The sequence below is a fragment of the Bhargavaea cecembensis DSE10 genome, from assembly GCF_000348905.1.
Lineage (GTDB): Bacteria > Bacillota > Bacilli > Bacillales_A > Planococcaceae > Bhargavaea > Bhargavaea cecembensis.
Map to the genome: position 1 here is coordinate 118358 of NZ_AOFT01000001.1, position 19407 is coordinate 137764.

Consider the following 19407-nt stretch of genomic DNA (forward strand, 5'->3'; position numbering starts at 1 on the left):
CCTCCTTGGATAGATCTCCGTATTCAGATTCCGTCCATGTCAAAACGGATGCCGTTTCGGCTGCACCAGTCGTTCAGAAGCTTCTGCCGGGACATCTCCCGGTAATTTTTCCACTCATGCAGCAGCTCTTCGTTTTTAAGGATCTCTTCAAATTCTTCGGCCGGGCGGTTGTAGGCGAAGATTTTGCCAATCTTCTCCTGCAGGCCCGGCCTGTCCTGCAGGGTATGGGTGAATGCTACCCTCATCTGCTGCTCGGCTGTGTCATCAAAACGGGGAAGTTCGATATAGCGCGGCTGGTCATGATCGGCCTCATGCTGGGTGACCTGTCCGGTTTCCCGGTCATACCAGGACGGCTTGACGTCATGGGCCGCTTCATGCAGGTCGCGGTATGCGATGCGGTTGTGCTCCATCCGCCGATCCCTTCCTTTCCTGACTTCTCCTTTCGTATACCCTGCCACCGCAAGGGGATAAACCGTCATACCGGTATGGGTACAAAGAAGGGGGAAAGGGTGATACAATGGGGAGATGGAATATGCAGACGACGAAAAGGAATGATGAAGTTGGTTAAACGCAATGACCCGTGCCCCTGCGGCAGCGGAAAGAAATATAAGAAATGCCATGGCCGTTCTGAAAGCGGCATCCATCTGCTTGCGGAACAGGAACTAAAGAGGATCATGGCGGATTACATCGGCAACACGCCCGCCCCCGGTCCTGACCGCACCGAATTATCACTTCTCGTGAAAACATGGATGTCGAGGCTCGGCGGACTCATGAAAGCCGGGGCGATCGAAGGCGCGGCATATGAACATTACGCGTTCAACATCCGCCGCGACCTGTGGCAGCGGCATCTGGAACAGTCTGTTCCCGGCGCAAGGGAAGAAGTGAAGCGTGTTCTGGAAGCATGGAATCAGCCTTTTGTCATGTTCGCGGAACTGATCGGGAAAGCGGATGGCTTCCTGTTCCTGAAGGATGTGTTCGGGGACAAAAAGTGGGCGATGGCGGAAAATGAACGAATCACAGCCCCGGAGGGAACCCTACTGTTCGGTACGGTATTGGCGGATCCGCGTGTGCGGGAAGAGGCGATCCAGCCGGTATCCACGCTTTATTCGATCCCATCACAAAATGACGATGTCATAGACCGGGTCCGCGAGTACGCGGCATCCCTCGGTGAAAAGGCGGATGAAGCTTTTCTCGAGTCCCGTCTCCTTGAGATCTTTGCCATCCTGCACACGCCTGTGGAAGAGGCTGGAGAATTGCCGGATGCCGGGGAGAAGCGGGAACTGGCGGGTCGATCTGAAAAGGCGGCGGAAGAAGCCGCTGCCGATACAGAAGCTCCGGAAGCAGTCGAACCCGTACAAACTCCTGATGATGGAGACATCGAAGATCTGACGGACGGACAGCGCAACACGATTGACATGCTGATGTCGGAACTGGCATCCGACGGACAGGACAGCAACAGTTCCGAGAACCTGAAACAATCGGTCATCCGCTATTTCCGGGAGGAAAATCCGATTGTCCGGAAGCCGGGCGGCATCGTGGCCGGACTCTATCTGGCTGCACAGGAAGCGAGCCTTCTTCCCGGTGAGCCGTTCACTTCAAAAGAAGTGGCCAAACGTTTCGGCGTATCGGAAGGCACAGCCCAGAAATACGCAGCAGTGTTTTTTGGACGCCTGAAATAACTTGAAAAACGGACCTGCCGGTTTTGGCAGGTCCGTCTTTTTTGTATGCTTAATCAAAGCAGGCCGATCCACTTCCAGTAGGTGGCGCTGAAAAGCAGGATCAGCAGATAGCCGACGATGGTAAGCGGGATGCCGGCCTTGATAAAGTCCTTGACCGTAAATGCACCTGTTCCATAGGCGAGCATACTCTGCGGCGCATTGACCGGAAGCAGGAAGCCGAACGAGATGACGAACTGCTGGATCAGCACGAATCCGACGCTGCTTTCGCCCAGTCCGAGTGTTGCAGTGAGTGCAATGAAGATCGGGATCAGGGCTGATGCAAGGCTAGTCGCACTTGCAAACCCGAGATGGATGAATATGTTGAATAGCGAGACGAGCGCAATGGTTGCCAAAAGCGGCATGGAATCCAGTCCCAATGAGCCGAATACGGTGTTGGAAAGCCAAGAAGCCCCTCCTGTATTCAGCAGGATCGTACCGAGTGTGATTCCGACGGCAAAGACGATGATGGTCCCCCAAGGAATCAGCTTCTCGGCACTTTTCCAATCGAAGACACCGATTTTAGGAAGAAGCATGATCGAGACGGCGAGGAGTGTCACGCTTGTCGTGTCGAGCGGGTGAAGCTTTTCTTCTGTAGACCAGAGGGTCAGGAGGATGACGGAAAGGACGATGAGCCGGATTTCGACCGGCTTCAGCGGCCCCAGTTCCGCAAGCTTTTCCCGGATGACCTCTTTGCCGCCTTCGATGTTATCGGTTTCCGGTTTGATGAGACGGGTCATGATGAAATAAAGCACGATCGACATAATGATCGAAAACGGAGCGGCATACAGGAACCATGAGCTCCAGGCAATGGTTTCGCCCATCTCTTCCTCGATGAACCCGATGGCGACCATGTTTTGCGCGGCACCGGTTTTGAGGCCGATGTTCCAGATGGACACCGCATTTACGGCAGTCAGTACCAGAAGGGCGGCCAGCCGGCTATTGTTTTGAAGGCCAAATGCCGCCACCATACCGAGCAGGATTGGCACGACCGCTCCGGCACGCGCCGTCGCGCTCGGTACAAAGAAGGCAAGGATGATCGAAACGATGATACCGCCCATCACAATGGCGTTCGTCTTCGTTCCGACCCTGGACAGGATCCAGAGCGCCAATCGTTTATGCAGGTTTGTCGCCTGCATCGCCGCCGCGATGAACAGGGCACCTGCGACGAGGGCAACCGCACTGTTCGAGAATCCGGCGAGCGCAAGCTTCAGGGCACCTTTTGTACCGAGCAGCTCTCCTGTCCCTTCGGGGTCCGGGGAGAATCCGAGCAGCAGGGTGATCAGTCCAATGATAATCGCGGCACTGACCGGGTAGGTGACCGCCTCTGTCATCCAGACAATGACGGCAAAGGCCAGGATGGCGAGTGCGCGGTGGCCGATGACCGACAGCCCTTCAGGGGTGGGCAGCGCGAGGACGATGATCATGGCGGCAAAAGCCAATAGAAGGAAGAGCGCTTTTCGGTTTTGCTTTTTAGCTGCCGGAGGTAGTTCTGCCTGCCGGGGTTGCAGGTCCGGTTTGTTTTTTGCCATGTGATCCGCCTTTCTGCCCGGACACCCGGGCCATCTTTTTTCACATCATACCCTCCTTCAACCGGTGATAACCGACAGGTATATTGTTTGAAATCAGGGTAAGTCTGTTATAATAGGGTCCCCGCCAAGGAAGATGATGGATGAAAGGGTGTTCGGCTACACGATGGCATCGGATTACATCAAGAGGAAAGTCACGAAGATCGGGAACAGCCATGGGGTGACGCTGCCCTCGAAAGTCATGGAACATCTCGATCTGGGACCGGGTGACGAAGTACGCTTTAAAATCGGTCAGGACGGACGCGTCGCACTCGACAAACATAAGGAGCCTTCAGGACCGGATAACAGAAATGACGGTTTCCGGCTTCTGATGGACAACTACGAGGAGTCTTTCCGCAATATGAGGAAACGTCAGGACCCATAGAAGATTTGAAACAGACCAAAACCGGCCTCCCGCTAAGGGGAGGCCGGTTCTATTTGTGCAGCGATTATTTTCCGCCTAGGAGGTCGAACAGTCCGCCCGCAACGCTGCCTTCGCCTTTTGACTCGCCCGGTGTGTATGGGGCAGCGGCAAACACGCGGCTTGCAAGACGCGAGAACGGGAGGGACTGGACCCAGACTTTGCCCGGTCCGCGGAGTGTCGCGAAGAACAGCCCTTCTCCGCCGAACAGGGCCGTTTTGACACCCTTCACGGTCTCGATATTGTAGTCGACGCCTCGTGTCATGGCCACAAGACAGCCGGTATCGACCCGGAGAACTTCGCCCGGTGCAAGTGTTTTTTCATGGATGGTGCCGCCAGCATGGATAAACGCCATGCCGTCACCTTCAAGCTTTTGCATAATGAAGCCTTCGCCGCCGAAGAATCCTGCGCCGAGCCGTCGCTGGAATTCAATCCCGACAGAGACGCCTTTGGCGGCCGCGAGGAAGGCGTCTTTCTGGCAGATGATCTTTCCGCCTTCCTGGCTGAGGTCGACGGGAATGATTTTTCCCGGGTACGGGGAGGCGAACGAAACATGTTTCTTGCCTGCACCGGTGTTCGTGAAGGTCGTCATGAACAGGCTTTCACCGGTAAGGAGCCTTTTGCCGGCGCCTTTGAGCTTGCCGAACAGCCCGCCGCCTCCGCCCGAGCCGTCCCCGAAGATTGTCTCCATCTCAATGCCATCTTCCATCATCATCAGGCTTCCCGCTTCTGCGATGACCGTCTCGGAAGGGTCCAGTTCAACTTCAACAAACTGCATGTCATCTCCGTGCAGGACATAATCGATTTCGTGGTTGTTCATCTCTTCATCCCCGTTCCAGTTTGATAGTTAAGCATACGGCACGGACCGCCCAATGGTTTCACTTAAGATTCGAGGATTTGAGAAGCCGCCAGAGTGCGGACATGACGGTACGCGCTTCCGGTTCATTCGGCAGGCCGTCAAACAGCTTGCGGAATGGAACGGCAATGCTTTGCATGAGGGAGGCACGCGGCTTTTCCGACTTCAGTTCCGTCGAGAGGAAGCCGGCGAATTCCCGGCCGGTTCCCCTGCTTTCATGCGGAAGAGTTTCTGCAAGCCGCAGCATCTCCTCCGCAACCCGTCCCGGTGCCGGAAGGGAAGGGGAATCGGCCCTAAGGTCAAACTGTCCGGCCTCCAGCAGGTGCTCATCATTCTCTGCCATGTCCCGGAGCAGAGCTTCAGTCCGCCTGATGACAAAGCGGATCCGTTTGGACAGCTCCTCGGAGGAAGTGATGTCCGGAGCAAACTGCAGGTATTGGCCGAGCATGCCGAATTCCATAAGGGCAGCATCAGCGGCATAGGGACGGAACTGCTCTCCGTACACTTCTGTGAGCCTCTGCTCAAGCCAGGCGAGTTCGGAAAGGTGGACTGACTTCATATAGTCCCTGAGTTCCGGATCTCCGGAATGGAGGATCGCCTCGTATAGCCGGATCAGTTTCTGTTCACGGTTCATCCGGAGGCGGACAAGAATCTGTTCGACCAGCACCTCCGGACCGTCCGGACCGTCTGCAGCGAGTTCTTCGCGAAGGACGGATGCAGTTCCTGTGGATTCTTCGATAATGGAGATCAGGCATTCATTTTTGGAATTAAAGTAGTTATAGAACGTTCCTTTCGAAATGCCGGCTTCATCCAGGATGTTCTGGATGGATGTGTTGGCAAAACCGTTCTCAAGGAACAGCCGTTTGGCGGCATTCAGGACGTGCTGTTTCCGTTCGTTCAAAGCAGTCACCTTTCTGTATATCAGCGTTTACAAACGTTTTTATACCGGTGGTATAAGTTTAATTATAGCTGATTTCATGCGGTTGCTCAATTTATAGTAATGCAACGAAATTTATATGTTGAAATGATTGTACTGCCGGTATAAAATAGTTTGCATGCGATTTTTATTCGTAACACGGAATAACCGAATCGCTTTGAACGGAGGAATGACAATTGAATGAGCAACAACTCCACGCAAAACCCCCGTATGCGATGATTGCGGTCCTCTTTTTCGGGGCGTTTGTTGCGTTTCTGAACAATACGCTGCTAAACGTGGCCCTTCCGGTCATCATGACCGAATTCCAGGTGAACCCGGCACAGGTGCAATGGCTGACGACCGGTTATATGCTTATGAACGGGATATTGATTCCGGCGAGTGCGTTCTTTATCCAGCGGTTCACGAACCGGAATCTCTTCCTGACGGCGATGACACTATTCACGATCGGTACGCTGACGGCAGCGCTTGCTCCGTCATTTATCGTGCTGGTCATCGCCCGGATGATCCAGGCATCCGGTTCCGCCATGATGATGCCGCTCCTGATGAACGTCATGCTCGTCGCCTTCCCGGTGGAAAAGCGGGGGACCGCGATGGGATATCTTGGCCTCGTCATGATCACGGCGCCGGCAATCGGGCCGACGCTGTCCGGCTGGATTGTCCAGCATTACTCCTGGCGTGTGCTGTTCTGGATGGTGCTGCCGTTCGCGGTGCTCGTCATCCTGATCGCCTTCTTCAGGCTGAAGAACATCATGGAGACAAGAGACGTCAAGCTTGATGTCCTGTCGATCATCCTGTCGAGCCTCGGGTTCGGCGGACTGCTCTACGGATTCAGCATGGCCGGCGACAAAGGCTGGATGGATCCGCAGGTCTATGTGACGATCATTGTCGGTGCCGTCGCCCTGACCGCCTTTATCCGCCGGCAGCTGAGCATGCCGGTGCCGATGCTGGAGTTCCGGATCTACAAGCATCCGATGTTCACGCTGTCGACGATCATCCTGGTCGTGCTGTCGATCGCGATGTTCTCCGGAATGCTTCTGACACCGATCTACGTACAAAACGTGCGGGAGATCTCTCCGTTCCACTCGGGACTCCTGATGCTGCCGGGAGCGGTCATCATGGGGATCATGTCACCGATCACCGGGCGGCTTTTCGATAAGTACGGACCCCGGACACTCGCGATTTCCGGCCTGCTGATCACAACCGTGACGACGTTCATGTTGAGCCGTCTGGAGATGGATTCCGGCTACTTCTACATCATGGCTGTCTATACGGTCCGTATGTTCGGGATGTCGATGGTCAACATGCCGATCATGACAAACGGGCTGAACCAGCTGCCGATGCAGATGAACCCGCACGGCACCGCGATGAACAACACGCTCCAGCAGGTCTCGGGAGCCATCGGTTCCGCATTCCTCATGACGGTCATGAACAAGCGGACAGAAACGGAGGCGGCCTCGCTTGCCGGTGAATCGGCGGGGCTTCCGGATGCCGAAGCTGCGGCGGTGAAGGCGCAGATCGCCCAGGAAGCGCTGCTCCACGGCATCAATTTCGCTTACTTTGTGTGTACGGTCATCGTCTTCATCGCCCTGATCCTGACGTTCTTCGTCAAGCGGGTGGTCCCGCCGAAGGAAAAGGCGGAAGCGATGAAGGCTGCCGGCGGCGATCCGGTCAAGGCGGGCAAGTCCGGTACACATACTCCCCAGCACGAATGAATAAGATGAATCCGCAGGCAATTTGCCTGCGGGTTTTTTATTTTCCGCGGACAGGCAGGTGAATTTTGGCTGCCTGCCGGAAGAGTTCAAAAAACTGGGAAGGAATCCGGCCGGATTTGTCGAAAAAGGACAATGAAAGCGGTTTCAATAGAATGCGGAAAGGGGAGCTGGGCATGCAACTGAACAACTATATCAATGGATCCTGGCAGGACGGCGGCGGAGCCGATTACACGGCAGTCGTGAACCCTGCAAACGGGGAGACGCTTTGTGACGTCAGGCTTTCAGGCAAGTCCGATGTGGACGAGGCGGTTAAGGCTGCGAAGCGGGCACAAAAGGAATGGGCACTCGTCCCTGCGCCAAAGCGCGCAGATTATCTATATGAGATCGGCCGCCTCATGAAAGAGCGGAAGGAGCATCTCGCGCAGGTGCTCACAAAAGAAATGGGCAAAGTGATCGAAGAAGGGCGCGGCGAGGTCCAGGAAGGGATCGACATGGCGTTTTACATGGCCGGAGAGGGGCGGCGCCTGTTCGGCGAGACGGTCCCGTCCGAACTTCAGGACAAGTTCGCGATGAGCGTGCGGGCTCCGATTGGCGTGGTCGGACTCATCACGCCCTGGAACTTCCCGGTCGCCATCGCGACATGGAAGTCGTTCCCTGCGATTGTTGCGGGCAACACCTTCATTTGGAAGCCGGCAACCGAAACCCCGATGATGGCTTATGAAATGGCGAAAATCTTCGACGAGGTCGGACTGCCTCCGGGTGTGGCGAACGTCGTTTTCGGAAGCGGCGGAGAAGTCGGCACGGCAATGATCGAGCATCCGGACATCCGAGTCATCTCGTTCACGGGATCGACGGAAACCGGACGCCGGGTGGCGGAGCTTGGCGGCCGTCATCTGAAGAAAGTGTCGCTGGAGATGGGCGGCAAAAACGCGGTCATCGTCATGGATGATGCCGATCTCGATCTTGCCGTGGAAGGCATTTTGTGGAGTGCTTTCGGAACGGCCGGCCAGCGCTGCACAGCCTGCAGCCGGGTCATCGTACACCGGGATGTAAAGAAAGAGCTGGAGCAGCGCCTGCTTGAGCAGATGAAAGGACTCACCATCGGTGACGGGCTCGATGAGTCGGTGAAGGTCGGCCCGGTCATTAATGCACCCGCTCTCGAGAAGATCCACGGCTATGTGGAAATCGGCAAGAAAGAAGGCGCAAAGCTGCTTGCCGGCGGCAGGATCCTTGATGACGAGGGGCTGAAAGGCGGCTACTACTATGAGCCGACGCTCTTCACCGACGTGAAGTGGGACAGCCGGATCGCCCAGGAAGAAATCTTCGGCCCGGTCATCTCGCTAATTGAAGTGGATAGCCTCGATGAAGCGATCGAAGTGAACAACAGTGTCACCTACGGGCTGTCGAGCTCGATCTTCACGAGGGATGTGAATCAGGCATTCCGTGCCCAGCGGGACCTGGATACGGGGATTGTGTATGTGAATGCCGGCACGACCGGGGCGGAAATCCACTTGCCGTTCGGAGGGACAAAAGGGACCGGCAACGGCCACCGTGACTCGGGGGTCGCCGCGCTCGACGTCTTTACCGAATGGAAGAGCATCTACGTGGACTACAGCGGCAAGCTGCAGCGGGCACAGATCGATACAGAATAAAACGGCGAAAGGGGAGAGCTGCATGAAAGTAGTCGTCCTGGGAGCAGGCCTGATGGGAAAAGAAGCGGCACGGGACCTGGTGAAAAGCGATGGTGTGGAAAAGGTCTGGCTGGCAGATCTGAACGTCCGGCAGGCGGAAGACTTTGCTTCAGCGCTGATGTCGGACAAGCTGGACATCCTCAGGCTGGATGCGACGGATCACGACCGGCTCAGGGAAGTCATGTCTCTCGGCGATGTCGTCATCAACGCGCTGTTTTATACATTCAATGAGAAAGTCGCCCGCACGGCGATCGAGGCCGGTGTACACTGTGTCGACCTCGGAGGCCATATCGGCGGCGCGACCGATGCTGTCCTCGGACTCTCGGAAGCGGCAGAGAAAAAGGGTGTCACGCTCATCCCTGACCTCGGTGTTGCCCCGGGCATGATCAATATCCTCTCCGGCTACGGAGCGGGCAAGCTTGACCGGGCGGAGTCGATCCGTCTGTTCGTCGGCGGCATACCGGTTAAGCCGGAACCGCCGCTGAATTACAATCTCGTCTTTTCACTGGAAGGCGTTTTCGACCATTATACGGATCCGTCTCTTGTCATCCGCAAGGGTAAAGTCAAAGAAGTGCCTTCCCTGAGCGAGATCGAGACGATCCGTTTCGACGGCTACGGCGAGCTCGAGGCGTTTCATACGTCCGGAGGCACATCGACGCTGTCGAAGTCATTCCCTGACCTGGACACGCTGGAGTACAAGACGATCCGCTATAAGGGACATGCCGAGAAGTTCCAGCTGCTCGTCGATCTCGGGCTGCTGTCCCGCGACTCCGAAGTGACGGTCGGCGGGCAGCAGGTGAAAGTCCGCGACGTGATGAGGGAGCACCTGACGCCCAAGCTCCGGCTGGGCGACAAGAAAGATGCCGTACTTCTGCGGGTTATCGTGAAAGGGAGCAAGGACGGGGAAGAGGCGTATTACGAGTATGACCTGATCACCGAGAAGGATCCGAAGACGAATGTCACCGCTATGGCCCGTGCGACAGCCAATACGATTTCCGCAGTCGCCCAGATGATCGGAAGCGGAGTGATCACGAAGCGCGGTGTCCATCCGCCTGAAACGATCGTGCCGGGCGGGGAATATATCGCCGAAATGAAAAAGCGCGGCGTCCATATTATCGAGACATCGTCGGAGACGGCGGCAACGGTTTAAGAGGGACGGGAAGGAGAGAAGGCAAATGGATTTCCGGTTCACGGATGAGCAGGATCTGCTCCGGAAGACCGCAAGGAAGTTCACGGATGACGAAATCATGCCAAACATCGCCAAATGGGATGCGGAAGGCGGGTTCGACCCGGTGATCTGGAAACGTCTTGCTGAACTCGGGTTCATGGGTGTCTGCATCCCGGAAAAGTACGGGGGCAGCGGAATGGATTACAACGCCCTGGCTATTCTGTGCGAGGAGCTGGAGCGCGGCGACACGGCATTCCGCACCGCTGTGTCCGTCCATACCGGGCTGAACTCGATGTCGCTTCTGCAGTGGGGCAACGAAGAGCAGAAGCAGAAATACCTCGTACCCCAGGCGAAGGGGGAAAAGATCGGTGCATTCGGCCTGACCGAACCGGGAGCGGGGTCGGATGTCGCGGCGATGTCGTCGACCGCCGTGCGTGACGGCGACCATTATGTGCTGAACGGGCAGAAGACTTGGATCTCGCTGTGCGACCAGGCGGACCACTTTCTCGTCTTTGCCTATACCGACAAGCCGAAAAAGCACCACGGCATCACTGCCTTTATCGTCGAGCGGACGATGCCCGGATTTTCTTCCAAAGCGATCAAGAACAAATACGGCATCCGTGCGGGGAACACGGGTGAACTGTTTTTCGAGAATGTGCGTGTGCCGGCGGAGAACCGGCTCGGTGAAGAGGGAGAAGGCTTTAAGATCGCCATGGCTTCACTCGATAATGGCCGTTTCACCGTCGCGGCGGGAGCAGTAGGACTAATAAAAGCCTGTCTTGAGGCGAGCGTGAAGTACTGCCATGAACGGGAAACATTCGGCAAGCCGATCGGTAAGCACCAGCTGGTCCAGCAGATGATCGCCAACATGGAAGCGGGGTACGAGATGAGCCGGCTGCTCGTGTACCGGGCAGGAGAACTGAAAAACCAGGGTGTGCGCAACACCCGCGAGACATCACTTGCCAAATGGCAGGCGTGCGACTTTGCCAACAAAGCCGCGGACGATGCCTTCCAGATTCATGGTGCCTATGGCTACTCGGACGACTACCCGGTCGCCCGGTATCTCCGGAACTCCAAGGCACCTGTCATCTACGAGGGCACCCGTGAAATCCACACGATCATGCAGGCTGAATACGTGCTCGGTTACCGCCGGGACAAACCGCTCAACAAGATGCTGCCTGCGTGGGAGCCGGGTGAATAATAGAGGAGAGCCCCGCCGGAGACGGCGGGGCCTGTTTGTGCGCGACATGGAAGTTTACAGGCATTGAGTGCGCCCGTGTTTGCGTGCACATATCGCCGGGGCAAGGGAGTTACGGAAAATATAAATGACGCCTTGCCGGACTGGCCGGCAGGCGTCATGAAAGGGGTCCTTCAGAAGAAATAAAGCCCGATGGAGATGACGATCCCGGACAGGACAAGGACAAACACACAATACCCCATGATGTCCTTCGCCTTCAGTCCTGCAATGGCCAGTGCCGGGAGTGCCCAGAACGGTTGGATCAGGTTGGTCCAGGCATCCCCCCAGGCGATGCTCATCGCAACTTTCGCATAGTCGACTCCAAGCGTCTGCGCGGCATCCAGCATGATCGGTGCCTGTACAGCCCACTGGCCGCCGCCGGATGGTACAAAGAAATTGACGATGCCTGCTGCATAGAAAGAGAACAGCGGGAACGTATGCTCATTCGAGATGGACACGAAGGCATCCGAGATGACCCCGGCAAGTCCGGAGGAAGTCATCATCCCCATGATGCCCGCGTAGAACGGGAACTGGATGATGATTCCGCCTGCAGTTTTGACGGCATTGGCGACCGCGGCGAGGAAACGGCGCGGTGTCCCGTGAAGGATGATGCCGAGAATCAGGAAAATCAGATTCACGATGTTCAGGTTCAGGTCGAATCCGTTCCGAACAAAGTGATGGATCAGATAAATGAGTCCGAGCGCGCCGATCAGCATCGATAGAACTACGCTGTCTTCCATACGGGATGCAGGAGTCTTTTCGGACGGCTCTTCCACTTCGATCGGCTCTTCAAGCTTTGCCGGGTCGACCGTCACCGTATCTTCTGGCTTCGGCATCATCCAGCGGTTCAGGAGAGGAATGGTAATCAGAAGAACAAGAACGATAAACAGGTTATACGGCGTAAAAATGGTGTCGGTTGTCGAAATGACGCCGATCTGTCCGGCAAACGGATGGTCCGGTGTCGCAATCGACAGCGGAATCGACCCGCCAAGGCCGCCGTGCCAGACCACAAATCCCGCATAGGCACTGGCCACAAGGAGACGGTAATCAACGTTTGTGACTTTCTTCGCAATTTCCTTCGCGAACAGGGCGCCTATGACCAGACCGAATCCCCAGTTGATCCAGCTTGCGATAATGGAGACGACCGATACGAGAAGAATGGCAGCTCCGGGTGATTTTGCAATTCCGGCAAGTGTGCTGAGCAGCCGCTTAAAGAACGGGCTATTGGCCAAAACGTGGCCTGCAACGAGTACGATGACCATCTGCATGGCGAAGGCCAGAAGTCCCCAGAACCCGTCTCCCCAATAATCCACCATCTCGATCGGCCCTGTATCGGTCAGACCAAGACCGAGCAGAAACACGACCAGTGTCAGGACCGCAACAAAGATATACGGATCCGGCAGGAAGCGCTCCATGAGCGTGTTTGAGAATCTCGTTAATGTTTTCAAAGCTTTTCCCCCTTGTCGAAAGTTGTAGAACATCCCCCACTCCAATGTAGTCGAAGATGATTTGGATTGCCAGATTATTTTTATAGTATGTGATACCAACTCTGTCGATGAGCATTGGATGTAACCCTTTCCTGCAGTCCGCAGACTAATCAGAAAAGGGAGGGGTCCAGATGCGGAAGGGAAAAAAGGCGGTGTGGTTCGGGCTCGCCGTGCTGCTGGTCATAGCCGGTATTGCCGGTATCCGGGCAGCGGACCGCCAGAATGCGGGGGCAGAAGTGCGTGCGGATGCCAGTGTGGTCAGCGGGGAAACATGGCGTGCGTCATTTGCTGCAAAACTTTCAGGGGATGCTGCTGAAAGCGGAGCACTGAAAATCACGGATGAAGAAGGAAATCCTGCGCGTGCAAACATGCGGCTTTCCGGCAGCCGACTGGAAGTGGACGGACTGGCGCCGGGGCGCTACATTCTTCAGGTTTCCGAAGATGCCTTCGGAAAACGGCCGACGGCAGGGGTAGGAGCCATCCCGTTCACAGTCAGGGAAGACATCGGGCCAGTCGGATCGCTCAAGGAACTTGAGGAGCACTTCCGGCTGATCGCCGAGCAGCGGAAGAAGGAGATGGAGCTTTATCGGGAAGGGGCTGTGGTGGAAGAATCTGCAGCGTCGGAGGACAGTGCGGCAGGTCCTGACGGTGGTGCCGGACATTCCATGACCAACAATCAGGTATCGGGCATTGACGAAGGAGACATTGTCAAGACGGACGGCGACTTCCTGTATGTGACTTCCGACGGCACACTGGTGAAAATCTACGATATCCGGACTGAAGGAAAGCCGGCACACATCGCCACCCTTGAAGGGGAAGACGGATTCCAGCCGCTGGAGCTGTATCTGTCCGGGGATATCCTGGCAGTAGTCGGCCACGTATACCGGGGGACGGGCGGAAATCCTGGCGGGCCGGCAGATATCATGCCGGTGGAAAGCAGCGCAGTCGGGGTCCGGCTCTACGATGTCGGAAATCCGGCCGATCCCAAGCTTGTCAGGGAAGCCGGGAATGAGGGCTGGCATGTCTCATCCAGGATGAGCGGGAACATCCTCTACCTGATCTCCTCGATGACGCCGGTTTTCCGAATCATGGAGCAAGAAGGGGACGTCCGGCCGTACGAGTATGACAGTGCCCGTTCAGACGGGGCGCAGCCGATGGATACCGAATCGATTACCATCCTGCCCGGGCCTGCCGGTGATTCCTACACGATCATCTCCGCCATTGATCTCAAAGGCGGAGCGGACGCTTCTTTTGAAACGGAAGGATTTGTCGGCAGCGGCGGCGCGGTGTACATGTCACAGGACAATCTGTATCTTGCTTCCTCGGAGTATCAGGCGGAGCTGTTTTCAGAAGACGGATCATCGGGCGCAGCAAACGGATCGTATACGAAAATCTTCAAATATGCGCTGGATGGCACAGATGTCTCCTTCGCTGCATCCGGGGAAGTACCGGGCACACCGCTCAACCAGTTTTCGATGGATGAACATGACGGTCATTTCCGTGTCGCAGTCACTGAAGGCAACATGTGGGATGAGCGGCAGCCGTCCGAATCGGCGGTCTATGTACTCGATTCGGAGCTGAAAGAAACCGGTTCTGTAACGGGACTGGCAAAGGGTGAGAGGATTTATTCCGCCCGGTTCATGGGGGACCGTGCCTATGTGGTGACATTCCGTGAAACCGATCCTCTCTTCGCAATCGATCTTTCGGATCCGGCCTCGCCGGCCGTTCTCGGAGAATTGAAGATACCGGGCTTCAGCAATTATCTCCACCCGCTTGGCGAACGCCATCTGATCGGGTTCGGCCAGGAGACGGTCACCGTGAAGGGGGATGGGCCGGAGCCGCAGGTGCTGACCGCGGGCATGAAAATTTCACTGTTCGATGTGTCGGACATGACCGCGCCGAAGGAAGTCGCCGTGGAAGTGATCGGGGGCAGAGGGACTTATTCGGAGCTGCAATATGACCATAGGGCGCTGTTTGAACACAGTGGACTCGGCCTGTACGGATTCCCGGTGGACCTCTACGAGGGGACCACGGAGAGCGAGGAGGTCCGCTTCAGCGGGAGCGGCGCGATGATCTATGAAATCACCCCCAAAAATGGCATCCGCCTGCAGGGGAATTTCATTTCAGAGGAAGGGGCTGTACAGGGATATCCGGATTATGAAAAGAGGATTCTCCGGATCATCTATTCCGGGAACACGGTCTATACCGTATCACCCGAAAAAGTGTCTGCGTACTCGATTGACGGATTCCGGCAGCTCGGCACTTCAGCCGACTAAGTCCTCCGTTGAGTTTTCAGCCCGTTTCCGCTACGATGAAATTCAATGAACGGACGGACGGCGGTGAGCGGATGAACGATGCAAGGGAAGAGATGGGGATCGACGCCTGCCTGCTTGCGGGCAGGCTGATGATGGAAGCGGGTGCCGAAACGTATCGGGTCGACGATACGATGACAAGAATGGCCGCTTCTCTGGATATGGAAGGCGCCGACTCGTTCACCACTTCGACCGGGATCATATTTTCACCGGGCGGCCAGCGGAGGGTGAAACTGACCAGTATCCGGAGGCGGGCGACCGACCTCGAGAAAATCGCCCGTGTCAACGCCATTTCCAGGGCGCTGTCATCCGGCGAGATGACACTGGAAGGGGCATATGGTGCGCTGAAGAAAATTGAGAGCGGCAACTTTATGTTTCCGTTCTGGCTCCAGGTGCTGGCGGCGGCAATTGCCAGTGCCAGCTTCCTCGTCCTGTTTGGCGGCAATTGGCAGAACATGATTTTCGCCGTAATCGCGGGAGGCATCGGTTTTGTCGTATCGGAAAAGTTCCATGAGCGGACCCGGGTGAAGTTCTTCTCGGAATTCACCGGTTCAGCCGTGATCGGACTGATTTCTCTGGCCGCCGTCCGTCTGGGACTGGGGAGCCAGCTCGACATCATCATCATCGCTTCCGTCATGCCGCTTGTGCCGGGACTGCTCATCACAAACGCCATCCGCGACCTGATGGCCGGCCATTTCATGGCGGGGATCTCCAAAGGGGCGGAAGCTTTCCTCACAGCCTTCGCGATCGGGTCAGGAATTGCACTGATCCTGTCACTCCGGGGGGCGGGGCTATGACGTATGTGATCCATGGGATCTTCAGCTTCCTGGCCTCCACGATGTTCGGCATCATTTTCAACTCTCCAAGGAACCGGCTGCTGCACTGCGGATTTGTCGGGGCGGTCGGCTGGCTTGTGTTTCTCGCGTCGAGGGACCTGCTCCTGGAGGGGGATGCGGTCAAAGCATCCTTTCTCGGGGCATTTGCGGTCGCGATTGTCGCCCATCTATTCTCCAAGCGTTACCGGACACCGATGATCATCTTTAGTGTAGCCGGCATCATCCCGCTTGTCCCGGGCGGAACGGCATACAACACCATGCGCAACGTCATGGAAAAGAATTATGATGCAGCCACCGTCCATGCGATGGAGGTGTTCATGGTCTCCGGGTCGATTGCAATGGGCCTCGTGTTCGCGGAAGTGATCATTCAGCTGATTTTTAAGAAGCGAAAAACGACATAAACAAAACCCGCCCCCGGATGTGAGAATCCGGGGGCGGGTCTTTGTGGCAGTGGTCACGACTGGGCTTGGAGGCGTTCGGTCAGCTGGGCAACGGTCATCGGTCGGCCGGTGTAGTAACCCTGGACCGCATCGCAGCCGCTTTCTTCAAGCGCCTTCCAGACCGCCTCGTCCTCTACACCTTCCGCGACGACGGTCAGGCCGAGGGAATGCCCGAAACGGACAAGTCCGTCGACAATCTTGCCGACTTTGCTGTTGGTCGGGAAAGAAGCGATAAACTCCTCGCCGATCTTGATCTTGGAAAGAGGGACGGTCTGCATGTAACGGAACGATGCCGAACCGGTTCCGAAATCATCAAGCGCGAGGGACACCCCTTCCTCCTGCAGTGCTTTCAGCTGGTGCATGATCGCTTCCTCGGCTTCTGCCTCGAAGGCGAACCGCTCGGTAATCTCCAGCTCAAGCAGAGAAGCCGGGCAGCCTGTCCTTGCCAGGATGTCGCGGACCCTTGCTGTCATCTCTCCGTTGCGGAATTCCCGCACAGATGAGTTGCAGCTTACCCGGATGCCGATTCCCTGCTGCTGCCAGTAGACGGCCTGCCGGCAAGCGGCTTCGATCATGACTTCCCCGAGCGCACCGATCATTCCGCAATCTTCCGCAACCGGAATCAGTTCGGCGGGGCTGACCGCGCCGAGATCCCGGTCTTCCCAGCGGACCAGGGCTTCGGCGGCGATGATCTTCCCGGTCTTCATGTCGACCTGCGGCTGGAAAACAGGCTGGATGGCACCTTCCCCAAGGGCCCGGGGCAGCTTCTGCTCGATACGGAGTTTTCGGGCAACCGCGCGCTGCTCTGACTTTGGCAGGGAGGCGATGTGGTTCCCGCCTTCCATCCGTACCCGGTGCCGTGCCATGGAGGAAGCGCTCAGCAGATGCTTAAATGACTGCTGATCATCAGGGTATTTTGCGATGCCGCCGCTCACGCGGATCTGGAGGCCGGTAAGCTCCGAACGGATCGGATGCTCGTCCAGGAAGCTGAGGAACCCTTCGGCGAACCAGCTGCCGAGCGGGGTGAGGACGGCGAACTCATTCATGCCGATCCTGGCGAACAGGCTGTTGCGGAAATAGATTTTCATGCTCCGGACAAATTCCTGGAGAATCCGCTTTTCCGCATCCTGGTCCCCGGGTTCCATGAGTGTATGGAAATTTTCGATGGAGAGATAGACGAAGGTAAAGTGACGGTCTTCCGATATCAGGCGCTCTGCCTCGTCCGACAGCTTATGGCGGTTCATCAGGCCGGTATCGGGATCTACATAGGCGATCTCTTCAAGCTTTCTCTGCAGTTCCCGCTCTTCTGTCCGGTCCGTTTCCAGCATGAGCGTATAGAGGAGGCTGCCGTTTGAAAAGACGGGGACTGCGGTCAGCATGACGTGATACGGCGTGCCTTCTTTCGTGACCTGGTCCACATCTCCCTGCCACGGCCGGCCTGCCCGGATGCGCCGCCAGATTTTCAGGGCATGCGCCTTGCCCTCGCGGGTGTCCGGGAACATCACGCGAAATGGTTTTCCGAGTACGCGCTTCGGTGTCCAGCCGCTTTTTTCAAGAAATCTGGTATTGGCTTCAAGAATGAGTCCTTCCGCGTCGATCTTATAGATCATGAACTTCTTGTCGAGCCCGGCAAGCAGGCTTTCATAGGCGGTTTCTTGCTGTAATGTGGCTGCGCTCTTGTCGAGCCCTCGATTGTCCTTCAACGCACTCCGACCTCCTGAAAAAGCAGGTTGTATTTATCCCAATATACAGGATACTGCCCGAAGAGGCATCCTTTTTCCGGCATTTTCCTGCAAAAGTAACGGGTCTTCGCGGATGGAATGCGACCTGAGAGGGAAGAGGATAAAAAAGGACAACCATTTAAACGGAATTTATGTAAGATAAACAAGGCTGAAAATGATTCATGGCAGAAAGGAGGGGGCCGGATGGCACGGATGAAAGGGATCGCCATGATTATCATCGGTGCGATCCTCTGGGGAGCAACGGGCCCGATGATGGAGTGGCTGCTTGAGGAGAAGCCGATTGAAGTCGCGCCGTTTATCGTATTGCGCCTGCTGATCGCCGGAGCAGTGCTTCTCCTGGTTCTGCGATCGCAGGGAAAGCGGGTCGGACTCATCTGGCGGCAGAAGGCGTGGGCACGCCAGCTGGTCATTTTCGGGGTAGTCGGGATGCTGGGTGTCCAGTTCACATTCCTAAAAACCATCGAAGAAAGCAACGCGGTCATCGCGACACTCCTGCAATTTCTTGCACCGATTTTCGTCATCGGCTTTGTCACACTGAGCCAGAGAAGATGGCCGCCGGTTTACCAGGTGCTCGGTATCGCGGTTACGCTTGCCGGGCTCGTGCTGCTATTGACAAACGGTTCCCTGTCGTCGCTCGAAGTGTCCAATTCAGCACTGGCCTGGGGGGTGACCCTCGGGTTCACGTTCGCATTCTACACGCTGTATCCCGCACGGCTCATGCATGAATATGGAGTTATCCAGACGGTCGCCTGGGCAATGGTGATCGGGGGGGCGGCGCTGTTCATGACACAGCCGCTTGCCGTGTTCAGGATGATTCCGATGCTGCTGGATCCGTTGGCGCTCCTTATGCTGCTCTTGATCATCGTGTTCGCGACAGCAGGATTTATCCTGCTGCTCGGAAGCACACAATATATCTCCCCGGTCGAGACAAGCGTCCTCTCGAGTTTTGAACCGCTGACGGCGATGGTCGTGTCGATTTTCTGGTTTGGCCAGCTGCTCGGACAGTGGCAGTTTGCCGGGACCGCGATCATGCTGATCGGTGTTGTCTGGCTGTCGGTCGCCGGCAGCAAGGCGTCCAAGGTCGAGGCGGAACCTCCGAAGACGATGTGAAGGCCGGAGATAACAATAAAACGAGCCCTCCCTCTGCACCGGTGCAGGGGGAGGGCTTTTCAGATGCGGAAGAGTAAAACGGCCATTCAATCGACTGAAAATTCTCCCTCCGCCTATCCGGTCGGGGAGGAATATGGCATAATAAAGAAACAGTTGATTCGATATGCGAAGGATA

16 protein-coding genes are annotated in these 19407 nt (G+C 56.4%); 10 read left to right on the forward strand and 6 right to left on the reverse strand.

What is annotated here, in order from left to right; all coding sequences use genetic code 11:
- Positions 1–23: 23 nt before the first annotated feature.
- Positions 24–410 (reverse strand): UPF0158 family protein, encoded by a 387-nt coding sequence (locus tag C772_RS16775; RefSeq protein WP_008296530.1) that lies wholly within the window; start codon positions 408–410, stop codon positions 24–26.
- Between the two features lie 150 nt (positions 411–560).
- Between C772_RS16775 and C772_RS17000 the strand changes: the two genes are divergently transcribed.
- Positions 561–1679 (forward strand): YecA family protein, encoded by a 1119-nt coding sequence (locus C772_RS17000; protein ID WP_008296531.1) that lies wholly within the window; start codon positions 561–563, stop codon positions 1677–1679.
- Positions 1680–1732: 53 nt separating this feature from the next.
- Here C772_RS17000 and C772_RS00575 read toward each other — a convergent pair whose 3' ends face one another.
- Positions 1733–3247 (reverse strand): DASS family sodium-coupled anion symporter, encoded by a 1515-nt coding sequence (locus tag C772_RS00575; RefSeq protein ID WP_008296532.1) that lies wholly within the window; start codon positions 3245–3247, stop codon positions 1733–1735.
- Between the two features lie 133 nt (positions 3248–3380).
- On the opposite strand from C772_RS00575, the gene C772_RS00580 reads away from it, so the two are divergent.
- On the forward strand, positions 3381–3668 hold the full coding sequence (locus C772_RS00580; protein ID WP_035000975.1) for an AbrB/MazE/SpoVT family DNA-binding domain-containing protein: 288 nt from the start codon (positions 3381–3383) through the stop codon (positions 3666–3668).
- A 64-nt stretch (positions 3669–3732) separates the two neighbouring features.
- On the opposite strand, the gene C772_RS00585 is transcribed toward C772_RS00580, so the two are convergent.
- Positions 3733–4524, reverse strand: coding sequence for a TIGR00266 family protein (locus tag C772_RS00585; protein ID WP_008296534.1), 792 nt, complete (start codon positions 4522–4524; stop codon positions 3733–3735).
- A gap of 58 nt (positions 4525–4582) precedes the next feature.
- Positions 4583–5461 carry a TetR/AcrR family transcriptional regulator gene (locus tag C772_RS15960; RefSeq protein ID WP_008296535.1) on the reverse strand — a complete coding sequence of 293 codons (879 nt, stop codon included), beginning with the start codon at positions 5459–5461 and terminating at the stop codon, positions 4583–4585.
- Positions 5462–5712: 251 nt separating this feature from the next.
- On the opposite strand from C772_RS15960, the gene C772_RS00595 reads away from it, so the two are divergent.
- The 4 genes from C772_RS00595 to C772_RS00610 all read left to right on the forward strand — a co-directional run bounded on the left by C772_RS00595 (position 5713) and on the right by C772_RS00610 (position 11269).
- The gene (locus C772_RS00595) at positions 5713–7209 is read left to right on the forward strand and encodes a DHA2 family efflux MFS transporter permease subunit (protein ID WP_152419664.1); all 1497 of its coding nucleotides are present in this window, start codon (positions 5713–5715) and stop codon (positions 7207–7209) included.
- Between the two features lie 173 nt (positions 7210–7382).
- On the forward strand, positions 7383–8861 hold the full coding sequence (locus C772_RS00600) for an aldehyde dehydrogenase family protein (RefSeq protein ID WP_008296537.1): 1479 nt from the start codon (positions 7383–7385) through the stop codon (positions 8859–8861).
- Between the two features lie 22 nt (positions 8862–8883).
- Positions 8884–10050 (forward strand): saccharopine dehydrogenase family protein, encoded by a 1167-nt coding sequence (locus C772_RS00605; RefSeq protein WP_008296538.1) that lies wholly within the window; start codon positions 8884–8886, stop codon positions 10048–10050.
- A 25-nt stretch (positions 10051–10075) separates the two neighbouring features.
- Positions 10076–11269 (forward strand): acyl-CoA dehydrogenase family protein, encoded by a 1194-nt coding sequence (locus tag C772_RS00610; RefSeq protein ID WP_008296539.1) that lies wholly within the window; start codon positions 10076–10078, stop codon positions 11267–11269.
- Between the two features lie 170 nt (positions 11270–11439).
- Here the strand turns inward: C772_RS00610 and C772_RS00615 are convergent, their stop codons facing one another.
- A complete protein-coding gene (locus C772_RS00615; protein WP_035000976.1) occupies positions 11440–12753 on the reverse strand; it encodes a short-chain fatty acid transporter in 1314 nt (437 codons plus the stop codon).
- A 170-nt stretch (positions 12754–12923) separates the two neighbouring features.
- On the opposite strand from C772_RS00615, the gene C772_RS00620 reads away from it, so the two are divergent.
- From C772_RS00620 to C772_RS00630, 3 genes are all read left to right on the forward strand, one after another.
- Complete coding sequence (locus tag C772_RS00620) at positions 12924–15068, forward strand: beta-propeller domain-containing protein (RefSeq protein WP_008296541.1); 2145 nt, start codon at positions 12924–12926, stop codon at positions 15066–15068.
- 71 nt (positions 15069–15139) lie between these two features.
- Positions 15140–15901 carry a threonine/serine exporter family protein gene (locus C772_RS00625; protein ID WP_008296542.1) on the forward strand — a complete coding sequence of 254 codons (762 nt, stop codon included), beginning with the start codon at positions 15140–15142 and terminating at the stop codon, positions 15899–15901.
- The gene (locus C772_RS00630; protein ID WP_008296543.1) at positions 15898–16341 is read left to right on the forward strand and encodes a threonine/serine exporter family protein; all 444 of its coding nucleotides are present in this window, start codon (positions 15898–15900) and stop codon (positions 16339–16341) included. Before C772_RS00625 ends, C772_RS00630 begins: the two co-directional genes overlap by 4 nt.
- 53 nt (positions 16342–16394) lie before the next feature.
- Here C772_RS00630 and C772_RS00635 read toward each other — a convergent pair whose 3' ends face one another.
- Complete coding sequence (locus C772_RS00635) at positions 16395–18083, reverse strand: putative bifunctional diguanylate cyclase/phosphodiesterase (protein WP_008296544.1); 1689 nt, start codon at positions 18081–18083, stop codon at positions 16395–16397.
- A 222-nt stretch (positions 18084–18305) separates the two neighbouring features.
- Between C772_RS00635 and C772_RS00640 the strand changes: the two genes are divergently transcribed.
- Positions 18306–19232: a DMT family transporter gene (locus C772_RS00640; RefSeq protein ID WP_008296545.1), complete on the forward strand. Its 927-nt coding sequence runs from the start codon at positions 18306–18308 to the stop codon at positions 19230–19232.
- Positions 19233–19407: the final 175 nt, after the last annotated feature.

Bases quoted from the DNA above. Each gene is read 5' to 3' on its own strand.
- C772_RS16775 (WP_008296530.1), bottom strand. From the start codon at position 410: ATGGAGCACAACCGCATCGCATACCGCGACCTGCATGAAGCGGCCCAT.
- C772_RS00575 (WP_008296532.1), bottom strand. From the start codon at position 3,247: ATGGCAAAAAACAAACCGGACCTGCAACCCCGGCAGGCAGAACTACCT.
- C772_RS00580 (WP_035000975.1), top strand. From the start codon at position 3,381: ATGATGGATGAAAGGGTGTTCGGCTACACGATGGCATCGGATTACATC.
- C772_RS00585 (WP_008296534.1), bottom strand. From the start codon at position 4,524: ATGAACAACCACGAAATCGATTATGTCCTGCACGGAGATGACATGCAG.
- C772_RS00595 (WP_152419664.1), top strand. From the start codon at position 5,713: ATGATTGCGGTCCTCTTTTTCGGGGCGTTTGTTGCGTTTCTGAACAAT.
- C772_RS00600 (WP_008296537.1), top strand. From the start codon at position 7,383: ATGCAACTGAACAACTATATCAATGGATCCTGGCAGGACGGCGGCGGA.
- C772_RS00605 (WP_008296538.1), top strand. From the start codon at position 8,884: ATGAAAGTAGTCGTCCTGGGAGCAGGCCTGATGGGAAAAGAAGCGGCA.
- C772_RS00610 (WP_008296539.1), top strand. From the start codon at position 10,076: ATGGATTTCCGGTTCACGGATGAGCAGGATCTGCTCCGGAAGACCGCA.
- C772_RS00620 (WP_008296541.1), top strand. From the start codon at position 12,924: ATGCGGAAGGGAAAAAAGGCGGTGTGGTTCGGGCTCGCCGTGCTGCTG.
- C772_RS00625 (WP_008296542.1), top strand. From the start codon at position 15,140: ATGAACGATGCAAGGGAAGAGATGGGGATCGACGCCTGCCTGCTTGCG.
- C772_RS00630 (WP_008296543.1), top strand. From the start codon at position 15,898: ATGACGTATGTGATCCATGGGATCTTCAGCTTCCTGGCCTCCACGATG.
- C772_RS00640 (WP_008296545.1), top strand. From the start codon at position 18,306: ATGGCACGGATGAAAGGGATCGCCATGATTATCATCGGTGCGATCCTC.